This window comes from Lysinibacillus sp. OL1 (genome assembly GCF_004332175.1).
In the GTDB taxonomy this organism is placed as follows: domain Bacteria; phylum Bacillota; class Bacilli; order Bacillales_A; family Planococcaceae; genus Lysinibacillus; species Lysinibacillus capsici.
This window is the reverse complement of record NZ_SJDS01000001.1, coordinates 636,047-661,174: the sequence shown is the minus strand read 5'-3', so window position 1 is coordinate 661,174 and position 25,128 is coordinate 636,047. Positions and strand designations below refer to the sequence as shown.

The 25,128-nt window shown below is 40.5% G+C and carries 27 protein-coding genes; 4 read left to right on the top strand and 23 right to left on the bottom strand.

What is annotated here, in order from left to right; translation table 11 throughout:
* Positions 1-3: 3 nt before the first annotated feature.
* The 11 genes from pduL to EW028_RS03240 all read right to left on the bottom strand — a co-directional run bounded on the left by pduL (position 4) and on the right by EW028_RS03240 (position 11,305).
* A complete protein-coding gene (gene pduL / locus EW028_RS03290) occupies positions 4-618 on the bottom strand; it encodes a phosphate propanoyltransferase (protein WP_131519876.1) in 615 nt (204 codons plus the stop codon).
* Between the two features lie 16 nt (positions 619-634).
* Positions 635-916: a BMC domain-containing protein gene (locus tag EW028_RS03285; protein ID WP_004229005.1), complete on the bottom strand. Its 282-nt coding sequence runs from the start codon at positions 914-916 to the stop codon at positions 635-637.
* 14 nt (positions 917-930) lie between these two features.
* Positions 931-2,412, bottom strand: a complete 1,482-nt coding sequence (locus tag EW028_RS03280) for an aldehyde dehydrogenase family protein (RefSeq protein ID WP_131519875.1) — start codon at positions 2,410-2,412, stop codon at positions 931-933.
* Positions 2,413-2,427: 15 nt separating this feature from the next.
* On the bottom strand, positions 2,428-2,718 hold the full coding sequence (locus tag EW028_RS03275) for a hypothetical protein (protein WP_004229009.1): 291 nt from the start codon (positions 2,716-2,718) through the stop codon (positions 2,428-2,430).
* A gap of 4 nt (positions 2,719-2,722) precedes the next feature.
* A complete protein-coding gene (locus tag EW028_RS03270) occupies positions 2,723-3,466 on the bottom strand; it encodes an HAD family hydrolase (RefSeq protein ID WP_115673994.1) in 744 nt (247 codons plus the stop codon).
* Between the two features lie 20 nt (positions 3,467-3,486).
* Positions 3,487-4,893 (bottom strand): ethanolamine permease, encoded by a 1,407-nt coding sequence (gene eat / locus EW028_RS03265; protein WP_131519874.1) that lies wholly within the window; start codon positions 4,891-4,893, stop codon positions 3,487-3,489.
* Positions 4,894-4,918: 25 nt separating this feature from the next.
* Positions 4,919-5,938: a phosphotransferase enzyme family protein gene (locus EW028_RS03260; RefSeq protein WP_054550922.1), complete on the bottom strand. Its 1,020-nt coding sequence runs from the start codon at positions 5,936-5,938 to the stop codon at positions 4,919-4,921.
* 43 nt (positions 5,939-5,981) lie between these two features.
* Complete coding sequence (locus EW028_RS03255; RefSeq protein WP_004229019.1) at positions 5,982-7,247, bottom strand: class-III pyridoxal-phosphate-dependent aminotransferase; 1,266 nt, start codon at positions 7,245-7,247, stop codon at positions 5,982-5,984.
* A 13-nt stretch (positions 7,248-7,260) separates the two neighbouring features.
* The gene (locus EW028_RS03250) at positions 7,261-8,052 is read right to left on the bottom strand and encodes a DeoR/GlpR family DNA-binding transcription regulator (RefSeq protein WP_004229022.1); all 792 of its coding nucleotides are present in this window, start codon (positions 8,050-8,052) and stop codon (positions 7,261-7,263) included.
* Positions 8,053-8,370: 318 nt separating this feature from the next.
* Positions 8,371-9,321, bottom strand: a complete 951-nt coding sequence (locus tag EW028_RS03245) for a stalk domain-containing protein (protein ID WP_131519873.1) — start codon at positions 9,319-9,321, stop codon at positions 8,371-8,373.
* Positions 9,322-9,535: 214 nt separating this feature from the next.
* Positions 9,536-11,305, bottom strand: coding sequence for a glycerophosphoryl diester phosphodiesterase membrane domain-containing protein (locus EW028_RS03240; protein ID WP_131519872.1), 1,770 nt, complete (start codon positions 11,303-11,305; stop codon positions 9,536-9,538).
* A gap of 212 nt (positions 11,306-11,517) precedes the next feature.
* On the opposite strand from EW028_RS03240, the gene EW028_RS03235 reads away from it, so the two are divergent.
* Positions 11,518-11,727: a hypothetical protein gene (locus EW028_RS03235; RefSeq protein WP_048390417.1), complete on the top strand. Its 210-nt coding sequence runs from the start codon at positions 11,518-11,520 to the stop codon at positions 11,725-11,727.
* A gap of 34 nt (positions 11,728-11,761) precedes the next feature.
* On the opposite strand, the gene EW028_RS03230 is transcribed toward EW028_RS03235, so the two are convergent.
* From EW028_RS03230 to EW028_RS03190, 9 genes are all read right to left on the bottom strand, one after another.
* Positions 11,762-13,327: an amidohydrolase gene (locus EW028_RS03230; protein ID WP_131519871.1), complete on the bottom strand. Its 1,566-nt coding sequence runs from the start codon at positions 13,325-13,327 to the stop codon at positions 11,762-11,764.
* Positions 13,328-13,345: 18 nt separating this feature from the next.
* Positions 13,346-13,897, bottom strand: a complete 552-nt coding sequence (locus tag EW028_RS03225; protein WP_131519870.1) for a biotin transporter BioY — start codon at positions 13,895-13,897, stop codon at positions 13,346-13,348.
* 140 nt (positions 13,898-14,037) lie between these two features.
* Positions 14,038-14,700: a TIGR04104 family putative zinc finger protein gene (locus EW028_RS03220; protein ID WP_131519869.1), complete on the bottom strand. Its 663-nt coding sequence runs from the start codon at positions 14,698-14,700 to the stop codon at positions 14,038-14,040.
* Positions 14,687-15,205 (bottom strand): sigma-70 family RNA polymerase sigma factor, encoded by a 519-nt coding sequence (locus EW028_RS03215; RefSeq protein ID WP_004229035.1) that lies wholly within the window; start codon positions 15,203-15,205, stop codon positions 14,687-14,689. Before EW028_RS03215 ends, EW028_RS03220 begins: the two co-directional genes overlap by 14 nt.
* 103 nt (positions 15,206-15,308) lie before the next feature.
* Positions 15,309-16,064: an ABC transporter ATP-binding protein gene (locus EW028_RS03210; RefSeq protein WP_048390407.1), complete on the bottom strand. Its 756-nt coding sequence runs from the start codon at positions 16,062-16,064 to the stop codon at positions 15,309-15,311.
* Positions 16,065-16,069: 5 nt separating this feature from the next.
* The gene (locus EW028_RS03205; RefSeq protein ID WP_131519868.1) at positions 16,070-18,388 is read right to left on the bottom strand and encodes an ABC transporter permease; all 2,319 of its coding nucleotides are present in this window, start codon (positions 18,386-18,388) and stop codon (positions 16,070-16,072) included.
* A gap of 56 nt (positions 18,389-18,444) precedes the next feature.
* Positions 18,445-19,095, bottom strand: coding sequence for a TetR/AcrR family transcriptional regulator (locus EW028_RS03200; protein ID WP_131519867.1), 651 nt, complete (start codon positions 19,093-19,095; stop codon positions 18,445-18,447).
* Between the two features lie 119 nt (positions 19,096-19,214).
* Positions 19,215-19,436 (bottom strand): helix-turn-helix domain-containing protein, encoded by a 222-nt coding sequence (locus EW028_RS03195; protein WP_004229042.1) that lies wholly within the window; start codon positions 19,434-19,436, stop codon positions 19,215-19,217.
* Between the two features lie 10 nt (positions 19,437-19,446).
* Complete coding sequence (locus EW028_RS03190; protein WP_048390401.1) at positions 19,447-19,917, bottom strand: DUF2975 domain-containing protein; 471 nt, start codon at positions 19,915-19,917, stop codon at positions 19,447-19,449.
* A gap of 165 nt (positions 19,918-20,082) precedes the next feature.
* On the opposite strand from EW028_RS03190, the gene EW028_RS03185 reads away from it, so the two are divergent.
* Entirely contained in the window at positions 20,083-20,631 is a 549-nt protein-coding gene (locus tag EW028_RS03185; protein WP_131519866.1) for a GNAT family N-acetyltransferase, read from the top strand.
* Between the two features lie 51 nt (positions 20,632-20,682).
* Here EW028_RS03185 and EW028_RS03180 read toward each other — a convergent pair whose 3' ends face one another.
* From EW028_RS03180 to EW028_RS03170, 3 genes are all read right to left on the bottom strand, one after another.
* Positions 20,683-22,131, bottom strand: a complete 1,449-nt coding sequence (locus EW028_RS03180) for a tetratricopeptide repeat-containing diguanylate cyclase (protein WP_131519865.1) — start codon at positions 22,129-22,131, stop codon at positions 20,683-20,685.
* 221 nt (positions 22,132-22,352) lie between these two features.
* Positions 22,353-23,543: a hypothetical protein gene (locus EW028_RS03175; RefSeq protein WP_131519864.1), complete on the bottom strand. Its 1,191-nt coding sequence runs from the start codon at positions 23,541-23,543 to the stop codon at positions 22,353-22,355.
* Complete coding sequence (locus tag EW028_RS03170) at positions 23,536-24,042, bottom strand: sigma-70 family RNA polymerase sigma factor (protein ID WP_066037455.1); 507 nt, start codon at positions 24,040-24,042, stop codon at positions 23,536-23,538. Before EW028_RS03170 ends, EW028_RS03175 begins: the two co-directional genes overlap by 8 nt.
* Positions 24,043-24,165: 123 nt before the next feature.
* Between EW028_RS03170 and EW028_RS03165 the strand changes: the two genes are divergently transcribed.
* Complete coding sequence (locus EW028_RS03165) at positions 24,166-24,591, top strand: MerR family transcriptional regulator (RefSeq protein ID WP_048390393.1); 426 nt, start codon at positions 24,166-24,168, stop codon at positions 24,589-24,591.
* Positions 24,592-24,945 carry a DUF4260 domain-containing protein gene (locus EW028_RS03160; protein WP_048390391.1) on the top strand — a complete coding sequence of 118 codons (354 nt, stop codon included), beginning with the start codon at positions 24,592-24,594 and terminating at the stop codon, positions 24,943-24,945.
* The last annotated feature ends 183 nt before the right edge of the window (positions 24,946-25,128 follow it).

Below are 25,128 nucleotides of genomic sequence, written 5' to 3'. Positions count from 1 at the left end.
CTGTCACTCCATTTTGATAAGCTTGCCAATTGAATGCTGTTGAACAGCGGCGGCATTCGCTTCATCTGTATCTACATGCATCTCAAGGACGAATGCTGAGGAGACACGCACAACCACATTCATTAATCGTAGCTGACGCCCATCCCCACAGATTTCAACCGTCACGATTTCCTTATCTTGGACATTGAAGGCAGCAGCATCGGATACAGCCATGTGAATATGTGCTTGTGCAATAATCAATCCTTGTGTTTTATGGCGAGTTCCATGAGGTCCAATCAATGTGATTGATTCAGATTTTTCTAAGTCGCCTGACATAAGAATCGGTGGTGTTACACCCAGCTTGATGGCATCCGTTTGACTGATTTCGATTTGGGTTGCAGTGCGAAATGGGCCTAAAACCCGAACCTTGTCAATTTGGCCTTTGGGTCCCTTAATCGTTAGAACATGCTGTGAAGCAAATTGACCTGGCTGGGAAAGTTCCTTCCATTTCTGTAACGCTGCGTCTCTACCAAATAAATAATAGAAATCCTCCTCATTAACATGACAATGACGGGCAGAAATCGCAATCGGGATACTTTGATTTGTAACTTCAGTGACATGTTTTTGATTGTTTGTCATCACAATCCCTCACTTTTCACTTAGGTAAAATTGCGTATAATTCCGAATGAGGGCGTGGAATAACATGTACCGATAATAGCTCACCTACTCGACGTGCGGCCTCAGAGCCTGCATCCGTCGCTGCCTTGACTGCCCCGACATCACCTGTCACCAGCACCGTCACAATGCCGCCACCAACATGTACTTTCCCTACAATATTGACGTTTGCTGCCTTCACCATGGCATCTGCCGCCTCAATTGATCCGATTAAGCCTCTTGTTTCAATCATGCCTAAAGCTCCATTTATCTCTACGCTCATTTCCTTTTCCTCCTCTAATTACTTAGCTTTGTGAGTACTTCCTCTACAATCTTTTCAATGGACAACCTGTCAATAGACACCCCTTCAATTGCTTGCATCGCTGGAGCCTGTATATTTTGTGGATGCTTTGGGGGTGGAATCGTTAGTGCCTTCACACCATAGGCCACTCTTTTTTTATTTAATAAATGATGTGCAGAAATATTATCACTCGTAATATTTCCCCCATAGGCCCCACAGCCCAATGTAAAGGAAGGCGTTAAACTTGTCGTACCGCCTGCAGCCCCAACAGATGCTAAAGTATTGACTAATATTCTGGACACGGGCATTTGAGCGGCAAACTGCTTAACAAAATTTTCGTCCTGTGCATGAACAGCCAGGCTATGTCCTCTCCCTCCAACGTCAAGCAAGCGACGGCAAATCTTTACGGCTTCTTCCTGAGAACGAGCCGTATAAAGACCTAGGATGGGAGAAAGCTTTTCCATGGAAAATGGATACTCCTTCCCAATCTGATGTTCCTCCGCTACTAATACGCGTGTATGCCGAGGGACATCAATATTGGCCATATGGGCTATTACGGTTGCTGGCTTCCCGACAATTTGGCTATTTAATGTACGAGCTACTGGTGAAATCACCTTTGCTAATTTTTCCTTATCCTGCCCACTTAGAAGGATGGCCCCATTTTCTGCTAAAGCAGCCATCACCTGTGCTTTGACCTCCTGATGTACGACAATAGCTTGTTCTGTGGCACAGATCGTACTATTATCAAATGATTTACTATCGATAATTTGCTTCATTGCCTCGTTCACATTTGCTGTGCGATCAATATAGACAGGAACATTCCCAGGGCCAACACCATAAGCTGGTTTCCCTGAGCTATAGGCAGCTTTGACAAGCCCTGCTCCACCAGTTGCTAAAATTAGCTGTACATCACGATGATGCATAAGTTCCTCTGTTCCTTTTATTGTTGGATGGCTAATCCATTGAATAAGTCCCTCTGGCGCCCCTGCACGAACGGCTGCCTGCTGACAAATTTTCAATGCCTCGATGGTGCAGTTGACTGCTGTTGGATGAGGACTAAAGACAATGGCATTTTGCGCCTTTAAGGCAATTAGCGTTTTAAAAATGGCTGTAGCAGTCGGGTTCGTGACAGGTGTAACTGCCGCAATAACACCGAATGGATAAGCAATTTCCACCTGCCTTGCTATCCTATCCTCATGTATAATGCCGATTGTCTTTTCATGCCGAATGGCTTCATAGACACCTTGAGAAGCCAACTCATTTTTTATTTTTTTATGTTCAATAATGCCCATCTTTGTTTCCGTAACAGCTAATACAGCAAGATTTTCTGCCTGTTTATAAGTAGCTTGGGCAATGGCCTCGACAATTCGATCGACCTGCTCTTGCGTAAAGCTGGCATACATTTTTTGCGCAATCGAAGCGGCTGCTATTCCGTCTCTTGCCTCTTGTATCGAAACCAAATCTTGGTCTCTCACCATATGACGAACCTCCCGTCATGTAAATTTTTTTAGGGCAATTAAGTCGCTCGAATTAGCTACAGAGACAGTGCCTGATGATTGCTGGTGCAGACTTTGCCAATGCTGTAATTCATGCGTAGATAATGCTACATAGGCAGGGGCAGTTGTTTGCTGCGTCTGATGTTGGTTTTCTTTTATTAATCGAAATGATTGCCATTCCTGTAATTCCTCATTTGATAACGTTTTAGAAGCTTGTTCAGGCTGAGAGCCTTGCGTTAGTTTTTCCAATACCAATTCAGTAATCTTGGCAATTAGCTGATTGTCCATATGCTCACTCCTTTTCGATTAGCATGGTGAGAACAGATTCGTCATACGCTTCAATAATTACGGTTGCATCAGGTAAATAATCCTTTGGGTATGTGGCACTAGGAATGATGCCAATTGAAAAGCACATGCCAGCATTTTTAGCAAAGAGCATATCTGCATTCGAATCGCCAATCATCACGGCTTTCTCAAGCGATACTTGAAATTGTTCCTTTGCCACATAGGCTAAGTCTGGGAAGGGCTTACTGGATGTAGCTTGGTCACTTCCTAGAACGAAATCAAACAAAGCTAATAACTCTAGCTGTTGTAAATGTGATTTGGCTCGTGCCGTTTGATCAGCTGTAATCACCCCTAATTTCATCCCTTTATTTTTTAAGGTTATTAAGAGATTACGAATACCTGGTAATGCCTGTACCTTGCTATTTTCCTGCTGCGATGTGGCTAAGTTGGAAGCTGCTCTCGCAAGTGTTACCCCTCTGCTCCATGGGATTCCCTGCTGATAGAGTAAGAACGCCACGATCGTCTCAGCTTCTTGTATACTTCCAATAGCTAGAGGACTCGTTGGGTCAATCGTTGTTCCATTGTCATTAACCCCTATGTTTCTTAAAAAAGTTTGTAAGGAAAAATAGATCTCTAAGTCTGAATTTTCAGTTAAATTAGCATATAAATTTTTGGCCCAGGCAATCCATAAAGAATCCATTTCTATGATTGTTCCATCCTTATCAAAAATGACCCATTCCACTTTTGTCATAGGAAAACCCATCCCTTTATTTATTCTCGTATAGCCTCTATTGTCGATACTGGTGCTTGCACCTCTACCTGCACTGTAGCGTCCTTCGCAAAGCGTTCCTCTGGTGCATCCTCGTTAATATGGTGTCTTGCCCACACCCAATAATAGATCGTTGCCACAGCAAAAACAGCCAAACAAACGATGAAAAAAGTCAAATTCGCAAAGAAGCTCGCAAAGATAGCAATGACGGCTAGCACAAGTGAGACAATAGGCGTAAATGGATACAGCGGTGTCTTAAAGGTACGTACTAAATGAGGTTCTTTTTTACGCAAAATCAACACCGATAAATTCATCGTAATATACGATACTAATGCCCCAAATGTAGAAATTAAAATTAAATCATCTGGATTAAATAAAATGACTAACACTAACCCGATAAAGCCTGGCAAAATAATGGCCATATATGGTGTCTGACGCTTTTTATGCATCTTCGATAACATGCTTGGCAAATAGCCTGCACGTGATAAAGCATAGACCTGACGAGAGTAAGCCAAAATCACACCTGAAAAGCTTGCAATTAGTCCTACTAAGCCAACAGATGCTAAAATCTGCGCCAACCAATACGTATTTCCAAAAACAGCGGCAATCGCTGCTGGCAATGGATCTTCAGCAACCGTCATGACATCGATGCCAGCTAGCCCAATGGCAACAGTTGTTGTCAAAATGGATAAAATCAGCAAAGTCACCATACCTGAAATTAACCCCTTCGGCATGTCCTTCTGCACATCTCTCGTCTCCTCCGATAACATAGGCAACATCTCGATTGCTAGGAATAGCCACATAGCATAGGGCAATGCTGACCAGATGCCTTTAAATCCACCTGGTATAAGATCGCCATTCTCAGGGAATAAATGGACCACATTAATTTGCGGTAAACCAACAAAATACATTAAGACTAGTAAGCCTAAAGCGATAAAAACAAGCACCATTTCGATCGTGGCATATTCCTTAATGCCAATAATATGAACCCCCATGAACAGAGCATACATAAAGGCAGCTGCCACCACTGTCGGTACGGCTGGAAACAAAAAGCTGATATAGCCCCCAATACCAATCGCGATAATTGGTGCGGCAATGACATATTGCAGCACGACACCAACTCCTGTAATAAAACCGATATAACGCCCCATCGCCCGTCGAGCAAAGGAGTAAGGTCCTCCTGCATAAGGTAACATCGTCGATAATTCAGAAATACCTAAGGTCATCGTTAAATACATAATCGCCATAAATAATGTGGCAATGAGCATTCCTAAAAAACCAGATTGACTTAAACCAAAATTCCAGCCAAAGTAGTTCCCAGAAATCACAATGCCGACGCCAATTGTCCATAAATGGATGGGTGTAAGGGCTTTCTTTAATACGATGATTTCATCCTTTTTCGAAGACATGTTATTCGCCACCTTTTATCGTTATTTAGTTGGTACAGTCTTGATACTTTTCTACATAGGCTTTCACTAAATCATCACTCTGAAGCGTGTAATTTTCACCAAGTAAGCGCGTTGTCTCATTATCACGACTTCCAATCCACGAAATAAGCTGTAGTCTTCTCATTAATATAAAAGTTGGAATCATTTCTTTTTCTGCGTCTGTTAATAATCGAATTTTGCTATAGCCCTTAACCCATGAAGCGATCAACTCATCAAGATAAGGCATATGCTCAATAAAGCTCACCGATGTTGCTAAATCATATAAAAACCACCCAAAACCACAATCATCAAAATCAATCACTTTAATTTCGTCCCCATAGATGAGTAAATTAGCTAAGCGTAAATCCGCATGGATAAGACCAAATCGTGTTTTATCTTTCCCAAATGCCTCAAGCTTCTTTTGAATGATATGTGATGCTTCCTCATATAAAGCGATTCGTGCAGGGGTCATTCCTAGTCCATCCTGCCATCTCGCCCATTTTGGAGATTGACCTAGAATCGTGTCATAGTCCCATGTCATGCGCTGAAAGGCTTGGTAATAATCATGCTGCTCGATTGTGTGTTTATGGAACATGGCTGTAATTTCGCCTAATGTTTCAAATTGCTGAATTAAGTCATCTTCATTATTCTCATCAGGAGCATTACCCTCCAAAAATGTAAATAATGTGCTATAATATATCGTGTCATTATACGAATGAGCATGTACGTAGTCACCGTCATCTGCTCGCATCGGTAGTGATACATCAATAGGAGATTGCTCATGGAGCGAGTTTAACCAGGCAATCTCCGCTTCGATCTCCTCTTTTTTATGGTAATTTGGTCGGCTGATCCTCAGAATATATTTTTTGCCCTGCCCATCTTCTACGAGATACGTCGCATTTTCGGAATAATCAATCATTTTACAAGATGCTTCTAGTAAACAACTAAACTCCTTTAATGCATCATTTGCTGCTTGATGAAAGTTGGAAAGGACCAATTCTAAATCTATGAAATCCATTTGACCCATCTAGAAAACCCCCTGTTTACTAAATTGACAAGCTTTCTTTCCTTTAATAGCGTGCAAATTTCACAAGCTGCGCTGCTTCTTTTATGCCCGCCTCACATTTTTCAAGCAATTCATCACAGTACGCTTTATCACATAATAGCCCTGGCTTAAATTGCAACACACGTGTATCCAGCATTGAATAAATGGCCCATACACCATGTTTGTACAAGGAGCTCATCACATATTTAGCCCCTTCAGGATGATTAAATTCTAGGCCCATAACAACGCCAAGCTGACGAATGCCCACAAAGAAATCAGGATATTGTTGTTGAATACGCTCTAAACCACTTCGTAGATAACGAGCAACATATTCTACATTCTTTACTACTTCAGGACGTTGGGAGATTTCTAATACTTTCATCGCCACTACACAACCTAGTTCTGCTCCACCAAATGTAGAAATATGGGCTAGTCCATCTTCTTCCATCCAGCCGCCTGCTCGTTCATTGACCACTGTAGCTGCAATTGGATAGATACCGCCACTTAGCCCCTTTGCTGTCACCAGAATATCCGGTTTCACGCCATAATGCTCAATTCCCCACAGCTTACCTGTTCTCATCAAGCCCGTTTGCACCTCATCTGCAATATATAATGCCCCGTATCGTTCACAAAGTGATTTGACATCAGCCAAGTAATTAGCAGTGGGCAAGGGGAAACCATATGTCGCAGGAATAGTCTCGATAATTACGCTAGCTACATCCCCTCTAGCAAGCTCTCGTTCCATTGCCGCCAGATCATTGAAAGGTACGTGCACAAATTCATGGGGACTGCCCTCACTTAAAAATGGTTTTGAATAGCGTTCATTGCCAAGCGAAACTGCAAGACCTGTGTGTCCATGATATCCATTTTTAATGGAAATCGTTTTTTTACGTTTTGTAGCATAACGCGCACACTTTAGAGCCACATCAATTGCTTCACTTCCACCACTAGAGAAAATAGAATATGTTAAGCCTTCTGGTGTGCAGGCTGCTAATTTTTCAGCTAACTGTGCACGTGCAGTAGATGGAAAATGATGATTACCAATGTCAAAATAATTGGTTCCTTCCACTAATGCAGCAATGACTTCTGGATTACGATGGCCAAGGTTATATGTTCCGCCATTGAGATGCGCATTCATTAATTTTTTGCCATCCACATCGTAGAAATAATAGCCCTCTCGTTTCCCGATAACGACATCAACACCATCGATTTGCCACTGTTTCGTTTTTCCTGGATTCCACCAGTCAATTGATTTTTGTAAGGTTGCCTGTTTATTTGCAAAATAGTCCATAGTTTCCACCTTCCTATACATTGACGTCATCCAACATTTCACCTGCAATGAATAATTCCACTTTTTTCTGCTGTAATCGTTCCTGCCATTGTGTGGAGCTCTTTTGATCTGTAATCACCATCGAAACGTCCTCTAAATGACAAATATGCGCAAATGTAGAGACACCAAATTTCGTATGGTCTGCTAAAATAATCGTATTTTCTGCCCGCTCTATTAATTTCTTTGAAATCGCTGCGCCCGTAATATCATAGTCGGTAATACCATCTGCTAACGAAATTCCGCCTGCAGCAACAAAGGCTTTATTTGCCTTTAGTTGATTAAAAAATAAATCAGCTAATGGACCTCCCATAAATTTTTGTCGATGTTCATATTCTCCTCCCGCAAAGAGCACCTTCCCTTGAAAGCATTCTGCGGCTAATGATAGAACTGGGAGTGAATTTGTGACGACAATGACGTTGGGCTTATCACCTAAATAACGAACAATTTCATAGGCTGTTGTACCATGACCGATAAAGATAACATCACCGTCTTCCACAATACTTGCAGCAGCCTTACAAATCCTTCTCTTCTCTATATTGTTAAGTGACGTTTTCTGTTCAAAGGTCCTCTCATACTTTTCCTTTGCCTTCACAGCCCCCCCATAGACTTTGTGTAGAAGCCCTTCCTTCTCCAATCGATCCATATCTCTACGTATAGTCTCGCCTGATACATTTAATAGCTGCTCTGCATCACTTACCTTCACTTTTCCTTCTAAATCTAAAATATCTAAAATCACTTTTTTACGTTCCTCAAACGAAAGAGACATACATCATCACTCCAAACACAAAGTTAAATCCAACAAAATCCACAAATCCAACACTTTATTTCTGTATTTATGTGGATTTGTTTTGAATTTTAAATAATAGTTTAATAATTGTCAATACTCTGAATCTTATTTTCTGTATGATTTTTTCTCTCTAAAGCCACTTATTTCTCTTAAGCGTAAAATGAAAACTCCACAAAAAACCAATTTCAGTTGTCTCCAACTGCTCTCTAAAACCTTTTTTAAAATATTTTTCTACAACTATTTTTTCCCATAAAAAATCCCCCTTCATGGTTGAAACCATAAAGGGAGATGACGAGATTATTTTGTTAATTCCTCTACAAATTCAACAGGTACGTATGTTTTGCCAGATTCTAATAAAGCAGGGGCTACTTTAAATTGGCGAAGCGCTTTATTATAACCATATTCTTTTTGACCTCGCGTAATTGTATACGAAAGGGCTCCTTTTGAAACAATGGCACCTTTTGGCGTTACTTCTACTTTAAAGCCTAGCTTTTCAGCGATTAAGCGTAGCGGCACCATTTTTGTCCCATCTACTTCGTAAAAGTCTTTATTGATAATTTCTTGAACCGCTGAATCAACTGGAGCTGGTTCTGGTGTTGGAACTGGATCCACTTCAACAGGCTCTTCCTTCTCAATTGTATCTAATACTATCACTTTTGATGGCGGTGTTTGAGCAGGGATGCTCATCGTTGCGATTGTGTAGAACACCACTAAATGTTGCTCTTTTAAATCGTCCACTTTCACAGCTTTGCCAGTAGCACTTGCTAGCTTCGTGTCTTCCCCAACATTTAACTTGAGGTTATTTTCAGTATCCACTAAATCTTTATTGAAGAAATCCACTTCCACGCTACCCATTTCTTCTGTTTCTACAATGATTACTTCTGGGTTGTATTGTGGTGGATAAATCGCAAGCATCGGCTTCTTGGCATATGAGTAAGCTGACACCTTATCTCCTTTTTGAAGCTTGGCTTCTTTTCCCATATTGTCAAAAACTAATGAGTCTTTATTGGCAATCACAATATTTGTATTGTCACCATCAACCACTGTATAGTATGTGGCATTTTCACGTACTTCTACGTTTTCAACTGTACCTGTCACTTTAATAAAAATAGGCTGCACTTGTTGCTCCGAAGTTTCTGCGTTAATCACAGTAGCCTCTCCTTCGTTCGCTGATGCAGTTGGAGCTCCAATCGCGCCCCCTAATAATAATGCTGACATAGCAAATGGTACGACTTTCGTCATTTTCATACAAAAAGCATCTCCTTCATTTTCCCGAATTCAATAAAGTAGTCGTGTTCACACGAAAAAGGTTACAAACTGTCTCCATTTTTATGGCTAGAGCTTTGCTTCCTCATTTTGAGCGATAGCGATTTGCGAGCGACTTCTCTTGAATATTCGATTTACTAGATGGCGGTGCTTTGCTTTTGGATATTCGCTTCTTCGCAATTTTATTCTCCCCCGATCAAAAGATAAATCTCAGACGATTCAGGATGCGCTGTAAGAAATACTGGTTTTCGCTTTGCTGGGTTCTTAGCTCGCGGGCGACGTCGGGGTGGTCAGTGATGACGCCGCTGACATTTTTTTCGATAAAGGTTTGCAGGGAGCGGTCGTCATTGAGTGTCCAAACAAATAAATCGGTCGGATGTTGCTTCAATTCTTGGATAAGCTGCTCCGTTACCCAGGATTCCTCCAGTGCGATAAAATCAACATTTTCCTCCATCGGTCCAATATTGAGTGCATAGACAATACCGACTCGCAAATTCGGCACCAATTTTTTTAATTGCGTCATTTTCTGTCCATCAGCGGATTGCACATAATAGGAATCTAGCACCTTGTATTTTCGTAGCTTCTCTACTAATTTAGGTAAAACATCTTCTGTTTCTTGACCATGCACCTTTAATTCGATTAGAAGCGCCACATCTAACGCTTTGGCAATTTCAATACAATCATCTAATGAAGCAATTTTATCGCTAAAGCCATTTTGATGAATGGTTAACGTTTTTAGTTCGCTCAGGGTCATATTCGCAATAACACCATTTTTACCTGCTAACCTTCGTAATGTTCGATCATGGAAGACGACGAATTCCCCATCCACCGTTTGTTGAATGTCGATTTCAATTAAATCTGCCCCCGCATTGGCTGCACTCACCAATCCACTAATTGTATTTTCTACATTGCCTGCTACATAGCCGCGGTGGGCAATAATTTTGGTATCTGGCGCATAGACACTTTTCTCTAATGAATTGATATTCATCATACTTAATACGAGAAACACAATGCCACTGATCAACAGTAATGGCTTATAGTGCCGCTTCCGATGTGTAGTTCCGCTCACTTTGCCTATAACTAGCGTATTATACGTGATGGCGACCATAACTTGTGAAAACATCGCCTGTAATAAACTAAATAGCACCACAAAGACCATTTCTAAAAAGGCTAGTGTCAGCCCAGCCGTAACCAAGGCTGCACTTGGCATTAAACGTTCAATTAAATAGAGGGGAAACGTAGCGACCACTGTGATACCAAGCATCATCAACAGATGACCTGTTAAAAGCATAGCTAGTAGCACGACTAGTTCAAATAATCCACGCTTGGAAAATCGCCAGCTTTGCTTAAAAGAACGCAAAATAGAGATGTTCGGCTGGATTGTAAAGATGGGTAACGTTAAGATGCTTCGAATACCTATCATCACGATGATGCTTGCCACCGCAGCATATGCTAGCCTACCCGCTCGACTACTCATGATTTCTTCAGTTAGAAAATGTGGTAGGGAGATGGATTGAGTCAATGTAAGGGGTAGCATAAAGGAAGCTAGTGGCATTAATAGTGCTAAATAGACGATGAGAAATAGAACTTGCACACTAAAAAAATAGACAACCTTGCGATTTAATTGTTGCCATAAAGGAAGAAATCGGTAGCGAAGTCCTCGTTGCTGATGAAAGGCCATGAGAAATAGAAAGCCCATCTCATAATATACAAATAATAAAAACAGCAAAATTAATAGACAAATCATTATCATCACAAAGGGATTCGTCACAAAGCTTTGCCAATTTTGCTCAGTAATATGTGTAAACCCTGTTACTCGTAGCATGAGCTTCAAAACGATAGAGGTTACAGGGATCATTAATAAAAACTGAAAGATTCTAATTAATGCGAAAACCTGTACATAATCGAATCGATAAACATAAATATTATGGACAGCCTGTCGCATTACTTGTCCTGCCTTGTGCACATACTCACCCCTATCATGCTGTTAAAATCGCTCACTACTAACGTATGTTTTGACTGCTATGACCCATTCCTCGAAGCCAATAAAATAGCACTCCTCTACACCAAAGTAGGCGTCAATTTTTGTATTAATCGTGACATTCACCATTTTTTTGAAACTTTTTAGCAGGCTACCCTGTATATAACTAGATACCCGCTACAGAAAGGAGCGCAAACATGAAATTCAACCTTGGTGATATCATTAGTACAACCGTTCTTTTATGTATGTTTCTAGCGATCTTTTTCGTAATGATCCATATGATCAAAAAAATGAAATCCACTGCCCCTGTGTCTCCTCCACCAACCATGCAACAGCAAGTAGAGGACTTATCAAAACGTGTGTCGACCCTAGAACAACAAGTAAAACAATTAACTGACAAACAATAGTCCCATAAAAAAATCGCTGGGAAGGATAACCTTCTCAGCGATTTTCATATACTATCTGACCATTCACAACCGTACATGCGACTTGAATGTGTGGAAGCTGCTCCATCTCTACCGTAAAAACGTCTTCTTGTAAAATCGTAAAGTCTGCAGCAAAGCCTTCTGCAATTTTGCCACGCATCAATTGCTGTCCAATGATTTCAGCCGCTCCTACTGTATACAAACGGACTGCCTCAAATCGGGAAATTTTCTCATGAGGGTTATAGCCATCATGTGTTTCCTCAAAATTTCTTCTAGTGACAGCCGCATAAATACCATGCAACGGGTTTGGCACTTCAATTGGCGCATCACTGCCGCCTGCGACAATCAGCCCTCTGTCAAGAAGCGATTTTAAAGGATGTAAGCCCTGTGCGCGCTCCTCTCCAAGTCTCGATAGCTCTGCTTGGTATTCTCCCTGTACAAACTGCGGCTGCATATCCACTGCCACTGGTAATGCAGCTAGCTTGGCTAATAGTTCCTCATCGACTAAGCTACAGTGAATTACGCGATCAAGCTGACCTTCCTGAGGAGGATATGCCGCAAAAACGTCTAAAATCGTGTCGATTGCTAAATCCCCAATGGCATGCACGGCAACGGTTTGTCCATATTGACGTGCCAGCTGAACATAGCTTGTTAATTGCTCAGTTGTATGAATAAGCATCCCTGCATTGTCCGAATCATCGCAGTAAGGCTGACGTAGTGCAGCCGTACGACCTCCAAAGGCTCCATCAATAAAAATTTTCATCGCACCAAACTCCAAAAATGGTGAGGAAACTAAATCCATCTTCGCAACCTCTTCAAAGACTGTATGATGCTGTAATACATGCACCTTAAAGGATTGCTGTGCCTCTACTATTTTGCGATAAGCCTGAATCGGCTGGCTTGGCGGTCCATAATAGCTTAAATCCTCTGAATGTCCCCCTACTAAACCATAGGATTGCAATGAGGTCACCGCCTTTGTCAGTGCATCCTCAATATAAGCAGGTGTAATATGTGGCATCTGGTTAACAATTAAATACAATGCAGCATCCTTTAGGATCCCTGTGAGCTGACCATCTACTTTGTCAATGACACCCCCCTCTGGCGAAGGAGTCCTATTTGTAATTCCTGCAAAAGCGAGTGCCTTGGAATTGGCTAGAATCAAATGATGACAGCTCCGTTTAATGATTAAATGAGCATCTCCAAGGGCATCTAGCTCTGCTAAGGTCGGAAAAACGGGCTCCTCAAATTGGTTTTCATTTAGTCCAATCGCAATGACCCATTCATGTGCTGACGCCTGAGCCATTCGCTCCTGAAGCTTCACAAGTAACGCCTCTTTACTCGTAACTGCCGATACATCAAGATGCTTGAGTTTTTCTCCGTAGCCAATAATATGTAAATGGCTGTCGACAAAGCCTGGATACATGATATTACCCTCTAAATGTTGGATAGAAGCAGCTAGTGGCGACAAGCTCTCCACTGAGCCTGTCGCCACAATTTTTCCATCTTCAACAAGGACTGCATCCACTGTTTCACCAACCTGAGCCATCGTGTAAATCTTACCACCTGTCCATAATGTTGCCAAAACAATTCCTCCCATGTCCTATGCTATTGCTTCAATTAAGTGCGCTCTTTCTAAGCGACGCCGAACGATCACACCAATCCATGCTGCAAGTACCGCTTTGACGATACCAACCACGATAAATGGTGCAACACCACCCATAAAGGCAGCTGTCCATGTATAATTTGCTACAATTTTTAACCACACTGTCCCAAACGCTAATGTAACAATCATCCCAATGATATTCGCAATAATAGCTTGAGTAAATGTAATACCAAATTTATCTAAGTATAAGCCCATAATAATGGCTGTGGCAAGGAAGCCTACAATATATCCACCTGTTGGACCAACTAAAATTCCTAGTCCACCTGACATACCGCTAAATACAGGTAAACCTGCTGCCCCTAGTAAAATATATAATAGAACAGATAACGTGCCTAATCTTGTCCCTAAAATCGTCACGATAATTCCAACCGCTAACGTTTGACCTGTAATCGGGATAAGTGGTAGTGGGATTGTTACCTGTGCTAAAACTGCGATTATTGCTGCCCCAAATGCTGCTAACACATATTGATATGTACTTCCTTTTTTCAATGTAAAAAGCCTCCCCTTGTGCGTTAACTAATAATAAAAATAAGTTAACACAAAGATAAAGCAAATGAAAACCATTGTCAATCTATTTTAGAATAAAAAAAGAAATTGCTAATTAGCCTAGCAATTTCTTGCCAAAATCATTACCATAAAGGTTCATTCATCGGGTCTTTCTCTTGTAGCTTAAACACATATGGCGCAATTTGATAATGGTAGAAGAACATGCCCACTAAAAAGAAAATGAGACCGATAACAAAATGATGGAAAACATGCTGTAGCATAATCAGCAGTGGCACTGGCATCGTCATTACACCACTGATTTGCATGGATTTTTTTGTGCGATATTGTTTTTGTCCACAATGAGGGCACACAATTTCACTATTTTTGCGATATAATTTACGTGCATCCTTCTCAGACCAACTCTCCCCACATTCAATACAAACAGGTAAACCATACCCCCTTTTCAATAGATAGCGTTTGACAATAAATGTAGCGCCTATAAAAATGCTCAGTAAAATCATTCCTCTTACATAATCCGAAGCAAATAGCGACCACCAATGCCAATTATCGGACTGTAGGCTAGCCGCCTGATGGCCTGAACCCTGTTGCCCCTTCTGTTGTGTCAAGATATAGCTAAAACCGATAACAAAAATAGTAAAGGTTGCGAACACGATGCGATACGTCCATTGACCATCTGCTTTACGTTGAACTTTTCGTCGTGCTTTTTCCGCGATTACTTGTTTGCGCTGCTGTGAGAGCTTGACATCTTGTAGCTCCTTTAATAGTTCCTCTTTAAATTGATTCATGGCGTAGCACCTCCCAATCAAAGTCACCCATTGCTGTTGCTAATTGTTTACGAGCTCGCTGTAATCTTGTGCGAATCGTTGCTTCCGGACAGTGTACAAGCTGTGCAATTTCCACTGTCGACATCTCCTCAAAATAATACAAAATCAAGACCTCTCGATAGGCAACTGATAATGTAAACAGTGCCTCCACCAGCTCTTTTTTTACAGTTTTCTCTAGCATCTCCTTTTCAGGTGTCATAGCTGTTGTGCGCCCCGTGATCTTTTCAAACAATGTCAGTCGTTTACTTTTCCAACTTCGTAAATAATCGTGACTTCGATTAACCGTCATTTTCACTAAATATGTACGTAAGGATGCTTCCTGACGAAACTGTCCCTGCTTTTGATAAAAGGCGATGAACACATCCTGCACGATGTCCTCCGCCGTTGCCTTATTTTTTACATATAGATAGGCGACCTTTAATAAGTAATCACCGTGCTCCTCGATTATCTGTTCAATAGCCATCATTGCCCTCACCTACTTTCTACACTACTGACGGTCGCCGTAAAGAATGCGATTCATTTTATCAAAAAAAATCCGTAATTTTTAAATCATTACGGATTTCTTCAAGCTAAATACCTATTTTTTGCATAGTAGAGACAACTTTGACCATTCGATCGTCTAAATCGGCGCCTGTGAATCGAGGCAATCTCAATTCATTCACGATAGCACCATCAGACATAAAAAGGATACGCTCTGTTCTTGCGGCAATCTTTGGATCATGGGTCACAAGCATCACCGTAGTGCCTTCACTATTGATGGAGGCTAATAAATCCATGATTTCCTGTGCAGACGTTGAATTCAATGCGCCTGTGGGTTCATCTCCAAAGATCACTTGCGGGTTGCTAATCAAGGCGCGGCAGATGCCTGCCCGTTGAAGCTGCCCACCAGACACTTGTGTAATATCTCGCTTTGCCAAGTCTGCAATCCCCATTTTGTTCATGATCTGTAGTGCCCTTTCTGTCAAGGCCCTGACATTTTTTCGCTCATCACGCATCGCAGGTAACAGGATATTATCGAGGATATTTAAGCTTTTTAGAAAGGTCGGCTGCTGAAAGACAAAGCCCATTTTCGTTCTACGCAAATCAGCCAGTTCTTTGTCACTTAATGTCGTTAAATCCGTTCCATCAAAGATGACCTGACCTTGATCAATACTGTCCATCCCGCTAAGGGCATACAACAGTGTCGATTTACCACAGCCTGATGGGCCCATGATGGAAATAAACTCCCCTTGATTGATGGCAACTGATACATCCAGTAAAACGGGATGCTGTTCTTTGCCTACCTGAAACGTCTTTGCTATTTGCTCACCACTTACGATATTCATAGGTTCTACTCCTTTATATGCTCAATAATTTTTACCTGCCCTGCCCTTGACGTACCAAATAGCGTAGCTAGCAGAACAACGCTTGTAAGCGCTAGTGGGCAAAAAACATACGCTGCTAGTGGATTAATCATAAAATCAAAGGAAGCCGCCCCGAACGAGGCAATGACCGTACTAGTTAAATATTCACCTAACGTGTTTGCGAGCAACGTCCCCATCGAGATAGCAAGCAGTAATACAAAAATCGAACGTGCAGCATATTGTGTAGCTATATCGACATTCGTGAATCCCAATGCCTTCATGATAGCGATGGGCGCTTGATCCTTCGCAATCAGCATATTTATAAATAATAATGTCACGAGCACACACAGCAATAAGGCAATGACGAGTGCTGCACGAGCTGCCTTTTCGATGGCATGAATCGTCGTACCAAAAGTTTGAGAAATATAATCATCAATACCTGACACTTTGGCAAATGAGAAGGTTTTTGCATATTCCGCCCTTTTATCTGCAACAAGAGATGGATCTGCCATCGTACTATAGACGACACTCCACATGCTATCCGTAGAATGGTCAGAGAAAGCTGCCTTCGCAGTCTTGCCTCCATTGGTAATATCTGAATAAATACCGCTAATCCTCAAATTTTTCTTCTGTCCATTAATGACCACTGCTAAACTATCGCCAACCTTTTTTTGAAGCTCCTCTGCATTGAGCACCGAAAGTGCCACTTCATTAGGAGCAACTGGAGCCTCTCCGTGTGCATATTCTAAGGGGAAAATCGTATGGTCACCCAGCTCTATTTTTAGGTTTTGCGCTGTTCCGTCCTCAGCAATCGTTGTGAATTTTTTTGTTGTCAAAACAGTGTAATTCTTAATGGCTGTGTCATGCTCAAGCCTATCCATCACCGCTGAAACCTGTTGTTCATTTTGCTTGCCTTGTGGGATATCAATTCGGATGTCACTGTTCCCAATACCCATATACGTAATAAAGCTTTTAGCTGCAATTGTGTTGTGTAAGTTTTGAGGGACGATGATAATAAATGTTGCCAATACTAATACTGCGAGCATTGTCGCATAAAGTGTTTTTCGTGATAGCACATCCTTTATGCCAAGGAAAAGATTAATCGGTAGCCTTTTATTGGCGCTGAGGTTCAATAATTTTGCATGTTGCCCTTTTCCTTGCATTGTGCCAAAGCGCAGAGCCTGCGTGGCTGATAGCTTGCGAAACTGTTTCAGTACCGATTGTACATAGCCCATAATCACGATAAACACGAGCAACAACCCCAGACCTGTGAACAACCAAATGAGTGAAACATTGTCCGTTTCTCCCATGAACAGACGGATATTTTCTAATAGAATATCTCGAAGGAAGAAGGAACAGGCAAAACCGAGCATACAACCAATCACAGCTATAACGCCATATTTGGCTAGATACATTTTCTGAATATCTGCCACTCGTAGGCCAATTGCTTTCATCACACCGATTTCTCGAGTATCCTCTTCAATTTTAGTGAGCAATGTAAATCGAATACACATAAACGCAATAGCGACTACAAGGACACTGATGAGCAAGATAACAGTAATCATAAGCCCATCTGATATGGCATTCAGCATTTGAAAAAGCTTATAGGTAATGGTTGGTCCATTTGCTTCTAACCCTGCACTTGTATAGGCTTCTTCAAAATTCTTTAAATCCGCCAAATTTTTCAAACGAAACTCAATTAAATATTCAACTGTTCCCGCTTCCTGGATTGCTGCATAATCTTGTTCACTGACAAGAAAGCGTTTGGAGGAAGCCAGCATTGAGTTCATCTGTGAATCCCTTAGAAATCCAGCTATTGTAAAGGTTTGATCTTGAACGATGACAGTATCCCCCAAGTCAGCAATACCGTCCTTCCAATAGCTTACAGGTACATAAATATCACCATTTGCCACTTCAATCACATGACCATCAAGATCAAGTAAATAATCAAATTTCTCACTTTGTGTGCTGAAACCATTGTCCTGCACACTATGTGCCAATGTGGTACCCGCAATATGGATCTTCGAGCCCTCCACATTTAGAAATTCATTCATTTGATATTCATCTACATATTTATTTTGCTCTGCAAATTCAGTAAGCCGCACTTTATCGATTTCCCCTGCATGCATCTGAAGAAAATGAGACGTTTCTGCTTGTTTCATCAGTGTGTCAATTGCGCTTGTCAAATGGACCATAAGTACTGCTGATAGTGTGACAAGTAAAGCTGCTACCGCCACAAATAGCATGGTCATACCTGTAATTAGCTTGCTATTTGCCATATCATTTCGCACAATTTTCCAATACATAAGTCACCTCTTTGTATATTGTTAATCGCCATCAAATCTAACAAGACCTAAAATATTTAGTTCGGACTGCCTTCTCCTTTATTTCCAAACATTTGCATCATATACAATAAGCTACCACTTTCCACCCCTAGCATTCGTTCAATATTAAAAATCAATGCCGGAATACGAGCAGCTCTTTCCTCATCTGTCATCAAGACGAGATCATCATCGAATACCGTATTGGTATAAGCGATAATCATTTCCATACACTCATAGGGATAAGGCGTTTGGTAAATACCTTGCTCAATGCCCTCCCGAATAATGGCAGTAAGGATTGGTGGCACTTGATTGATGACCACTTGCTGTATTTTACGGTGCATCAAGGCATTTTGCGGTCTATGAACATGCTCCATCATTTCCTGTCCACCCTGTTCATTTTGCATATTCAATGCCATGACAACACGCAATATCCGCTCATTTACAGCTATAGTCTTGTCTGCTGCAACGGTTTTCGCCTTTGCGAGCATTGTGCTTGTATAACGCTCAATGAGCGCATCCATAATGTCTTCCTTAGATTTAAAGTGATAATAGAGGGTACCTCGAGCAATGCCTACTTTTTCCAAAATATTACTCGTACTAGTGCCATCAAATCCCTTCTGTGCAAATAATTCATCCGCTGCATCTAATATTTCATTTCTGCGTTCTTCCGCTTTTTTTATTTCTCTCATAAGACAACTCCTTATAATTGACCGACTGCCTGTCGATATATCTTTTCTTTATCCTAGCATAGGACTACTTCTGTTGGCAATAATTTCTACAAAAAAAAGAATCTGCTTTACGCAGATCCTTATTTTTGTAGTTCCTCGTTCTTCCGATATTCCAAAATATCGCCAGGCTGGCAATCCAATGCCTCACAAATAGCCTCTAATGTTGAAAAGCGGATGGCTTTGGCCTTGCCGTTTTTTAAAATCGAAAGGTTCGCCATCGTGATGCCAACTTTTTCTGAAAGCTCTGTAACACTCATTTTTCGTTTCGCCAGCATTACATCAATGTTAATGATCATTGCCATTGTATTCACCTCAAACCGTTAGATCATTTTCTGATTTGATATCGATGGCATTTTTTAGAAGCTTTTGCAGCACAGCAGCAAATACTGCCACGACAAAGGAAGCAAAAATAATGACCATTCCGATAAGGATAAGACCTGGGGCATCGTCTACTTCCGCAGCATAGTATATCAGTGGCATGCCAACCACGTAAACACTACTAATAATAATTGCACAATATTTGATCTTGATTAAAGCTTTGACAGACAGCTCTGAAAATGCAATGTTTTGGTCAATATAGCTTAATAGTTTGATCGTCGTAAATAGCGCAACAAAATAAGCAATAGCCGTTGCATAGACGCCAATTAAAGCAACAATGGTTAAAATGGGAGAATGCTCCACTGTATTCAAAGCAACACGAGGCACCACCCATACACATAAGGCAAGAACGGGTATACCTATTAGAAAAACAGCTATCTTTAAAAAGAGCGTTTCTCGTTTCATCTTACGCACCTCTTTTATTTATTCTCCTGTTTAATTTATCATATAGTTTATCGTTTTTCAATAAATTTTTATTCCAATTCATGATGCGTTATAACACCCATTATTTGGTTTACTTTACTTTTTATTGTGCTACAATCAATCCAACCATTGAAAAGGGGGTATTCGATGATTTATTCGCCAACCGAAAAGACGATAGAAACGACACGTTTAATACTTCGACTTTTTACGAATGCAGATGCACAGGAAGTAAGTGTTTTATGTAACAATTATGCGATCTATAAAAGCACATTGAGTTTACCTTATCCTTATACATTAGAATGTGCATTATCATGGATTTCCACGCATCAACAAAACTTTGAGGAAAATCGAAGTTACGAATTTGCGATAACAGACAAACAAAGTGGACAATTATATGGAGCGATAGGACTGTCAAATCAATCCCAACATCAAAGAGGAGAAATCGCTTATTGGATTGGAGAGCCCTATTGGGGTAATGGCTACGGAACAGAGGCTGCTCAAGCGATGATTGAATTTGCATTTCAGGTGAAACAGTATCATCGTATTTATGCCCGGTATTTCCAATCTAATCCCGCCTCTGGGAAAATTATGGAGAAATGTGGCATGCACTATGAGGGAACCTTAAAGGAGCATATTTATAAAAATGGGACTTTTGAAGATATTGTGTTTTATGGCTTGCTTAATCCATCACACTAGCAACACGTTTACGAAAGAGGCACTTTCCGCGTAGATATGCCTCTCTCTCTTTTAAATACCATTTCCCACATCGCAATAATGATTATAGTGCGTAATTTGGTTGCGGCCGTTACGCTTTGATTTATAGAGCGCTTCATCCGCATGCTGGATAAGCTCCTCTACTTTCTGAATTTTGCCATGATCATTCGTACTGACACCTATACTAAATTCCAACTGAACCGTTTGATTATTCACTGTTAGTGACAGTGCCGCTAAGGTTTGATACAGGTTGTCAGCCAATGTTTGCACTGATTCACCTTCCTTTACTTGACTCAACACAATGAATTCATCCCCACCAAAACGGGCAACAATGGAATCAAAGGGCTGAAAATAGTCCTGTAAAGTTTTGGCTGTATTCGTCAAAGCATCATCGCCAAATAAATGGCCATTCATGTCATTGATTTCTTTAAAATGGTCTAAATCCACCATCATCAGGGCCAATTGCTGATGATTTTCAGTCGCCTTTTCGACCATCTTTTTGGCCTGTTCATCAAAATAGCGACGATTGTAAATATTCGTCAGAGGATCAATATAGGCATTTTTTTCAAACTGCTTCTTATGATCGTTATATTCCATTTCAAACAATACATGTGAATAGTTTTCACGCTGGATTTCTAACAAAATATTTATATATTCCTTTTGTATCGCACATAATACAATTTTATTGCCTTGCTCCTCAATTAGCTTCACTAAAGAATTATAAATTAGTTGAAGTAAAGAAAGGTCATTGTTTTGTAAAGCATAATGCTTTGTCTTTTGATATAAATCTATGGCCTCACTTATACGTCCCTGTCTTTCACACAGGAAGGCATAGGCATTGAGTACCTCAAGTTGTACTTTCGAATAGGGTGGATGATGAATCGTTGCCATTAATTCTTGTAATATCGTATTGGCTTCCTCAAATTCTTCAAGCCAAATAAGTGCAACAGCTAGGTTTGTCTTCGGATGGATAATCCCTGTATAAGGCTCTTTATGCTTTATTTCAAACGCATTCGCATAATATAAACTCTTTAAGGCAAATTCCTTAGCTGTCCGATAGCTTCCCATGGATATTTCTAAGTCGCTCAGATTGTTATAGATTTTCCCCATGCTCTCCACGTGCTGAATTGCTTCAGCAATTTTTAAGCCTTTCAGCATCAACTCTTCTGATTTCTTTAAATGACCAAATGTTCCCCAATAAATGGCTGCTAAATTGTAATATTGAATTACATCAATATCGTTGCCATGTTGAAAAGTTAGCTCACGATATTGTTCAAGGACACTTATAGAAAGCTGTAAATCACCCGTTTGAAAATAACTGGCACAGCTATAACGTAATAGAAGGATAGCCTTATCATACATTTCAAGCTTAATGGCACTTTCAATTGCGGCACTACTTATTTCTATATATTCTAAAAAACGATCCGCATTATATAACTCATTAAGCGTAATCCATAGTTCTTCAAATTCTTGTGCGTTCATACCGCCCCTCCTTTTCTTCATCCTTACTTCTTTAATACTACCTTTGACCTTAAAATATTACAATTCTTTGGACTCATTTATTTTTTCGACATTAAGTAATTCGGCCTAATAAAGAAAATCACTGTGTATTTTTTCCTACATTCAATTAAAGGTTATTTTAACATGGTACTTTCACTATAATTTTCCCCTAAACAAAAAACAAGCCTCTTTCAAGAGACTTGTTAAGATTCTTCTATGCCTAGGATGGCTATTAATGCCTTCGCTCTGTTGGCACTAAGGTGAATTTCTCCGCTTCCAGCCTTTTGGAGATAAATTGAACCCCCATAGCCCTTCCACATTTCAATACGGACGCCTTCTACTTCAAATGAATATTCGGGTGGCCTTTTCATATAATTTGCGGGCTGCCAAGGGATATCCTGTAAAAACTGAGCGACCTCTTTGTCATTTTCTAGCTCAAGCTTTTTTGTAATGGTTGGCTCTAGCTTTTCCAGTTTAGATAATAAACCATAATTTCTTACGACCCCGTTTTCCTCTATACTGCCTGTTCCCATAGAAGTTAAAGTAATATAATCCCCCTGCTTGACAGGAAAATCATCCAGCACAGGATACCAATTGGCCTGTTCATATTTTTCAGCAAGCTGTTCTTCCGTCATATGATCAAGGTCCTCGGGAATCACTCCTTCAATAAATAAGAAAACATTCGCTTCAACCTTTGCAACTGTTCCAACCATTGAAGAGCCATGTGAACTGGTCCGTATTACGATTTTATGCTCCTCTTGAAAGGCTGTTGCCTGATCAGTATAATGCGCTTGGAAATATCGTTTGGCATCAATATTGGCTACTTCTTGGTAAGCATAAAAAGTTGGATATTTTTCTTTATAGAAGGCATATAGCTTTGTTCGCGTTGTATACATCGGCAGTAGGGGCTCGAGATATGTTTCAACATACTGTTTCGGTGCTAATCCCTGAAATAGTGCTTCGTATTCAGATGCTTGATAAAGCATTTCCAACTGTTCTACCTGCTTCTTTCTCTCCGCCTCTAGCTCTGCCTTAGAATAATCAATCCCTAATGATTTCGCAAAATAGTAGGCGGCAACGAGCTTCTCATACGATAGATAGGCTTCCTCTTTATAAAATTCCTGCTCTTTCCCTGGCCACATTAGCCGATTAATCCGTTCGAAATGCTCAAGCTGTCTTTCATGAAATAGTGAGGTTGTTTGCTCTGTTTCGTTCGTAAGAAGCTGCACCATCATAAACCCCACCACACAAAGTGTCAGTAGGATGGTTAATAGAGTGAAACGAAAAGGCTTCCTTCTATTGATAGACTGTTTTAGTACTTGTTTTTTGACTCGTTCTTTGCTTGCTGTCATATCACCAGCGACTTTGAGTAATTCCTTCTGTATCTCATTCATGTCTAAGCACCTCCCATTCCTCCTGCTTTAGATGAGGCTTTAATGCTTCTCTTGCCCGCTTCAGTCTTGTTTTCACCGTATTCTCCGCAATGCCAAGTAGCTGGGCAATATCACGAATTTTCATTTCTTCAAAATAATAAAGGATAATAGGCTCCCGATAGGTAAGTGAAAGCTTTAAAATAGCTGCCCCAATGTGAGACCGTTCCTCTGCTGCCACAAGCTCATCTCGTTGTTTATTCCCCTGAATAGGAAATATTTTTTCTTGTAATAGTAATTTCTTATAATGCCAGCTTTTTAAATAATCCTTGCTTTGATTAATCGTTAGAGTGGATAAATACGCACGCAACTGCCCGCGTTCTTCATAACCACGCTGAGAAAATTTAATAAAGACCTCTTGCACAATATCCTCTGCGGTTTGTCGGTTTTTTACATAAAAATAGGCGAGACGTAATAAATGTGCTGCATGTTCTTCGATCATTTCCTCAAGTATGCCGTCCACCTCCCCTTCTTACACTATAAACGACTGCCACTGAATGACCGTTTCATTTTTTTAAATTTTTTCCTCAAGCACCTTGACCTTGGAGCATACTCCAATGTTAGGATGAATTTAGGAGGTACTTACATGAAAATTAAACAATTCGCCGAGAAATTTCAATTAACAACTGATACCGTTCGCTACTATGAAAAAGAGGGACTCTTACAGCCGCAAAAACAAGACAATGGCTACCGTGTGTATGATGCCATGTGTGAACATACAATGAAATTTATTATCGTTTTACGTCAGCTAGGCTTTACGCTTCAAGAAATTAAACATTTACTGACACTCGAACAAAAGCCTATTTCAACAGCATGTAATGAAGAAACGGTACAGCTATTTTCCACAAAGATTGCCCAAATTGAGCAGCAACTACGATTCTATCAGCATGCGCTTCATTCGTTACAACTGACAAAAACGTTAATGGCTGACGGACAATTTGAAGAAAATCAAGAAAAAATTGCCTTACTCATTGAGGATATGTATCAAAATTTACTGGAAGGTCGTGGTTAAATGTCACTACGTAAAATCATCTCAATCGAATATATCCTTGCTTTCATCATCACAGCTTCTTTCTATGGTCATCTAAATTTTCCATGGCTTTATTTTATTGTGTTTTTATTGCTCCCAGACATCACCATGGTTGGCTATCTCATCAATACGAAAATAGGCGCTCTTTTCTATAATATGGGGCATAGTTTTGTGTTACCTGCCATGTTGATGGTGATTGGTTTGCTAACGACTACATCAATACCTCTGATGGCTGCCCTGATTTGGCTCGCACATATTTTCTTAGATCGCGCACTTGGCTATGGTTTAAAATATGATGACGCTTTTAAGAAGACACATTTACAGCAGATTGCGTAATGAGGAGGAAAGTATGGCTAGCCATTTAACACTGCGATTTTTAGTAGAAATGGGTTAGAAAAATCTCCTAATTAAATGCTCTCTCGGGGTGGGATTACCATTATTCATCATCGGAATATGGAGTTGCTCTCTTTAAGCTAGCTGTTCTTGTTTTGTATAAAACAGGCAGAACACTAATTCCAA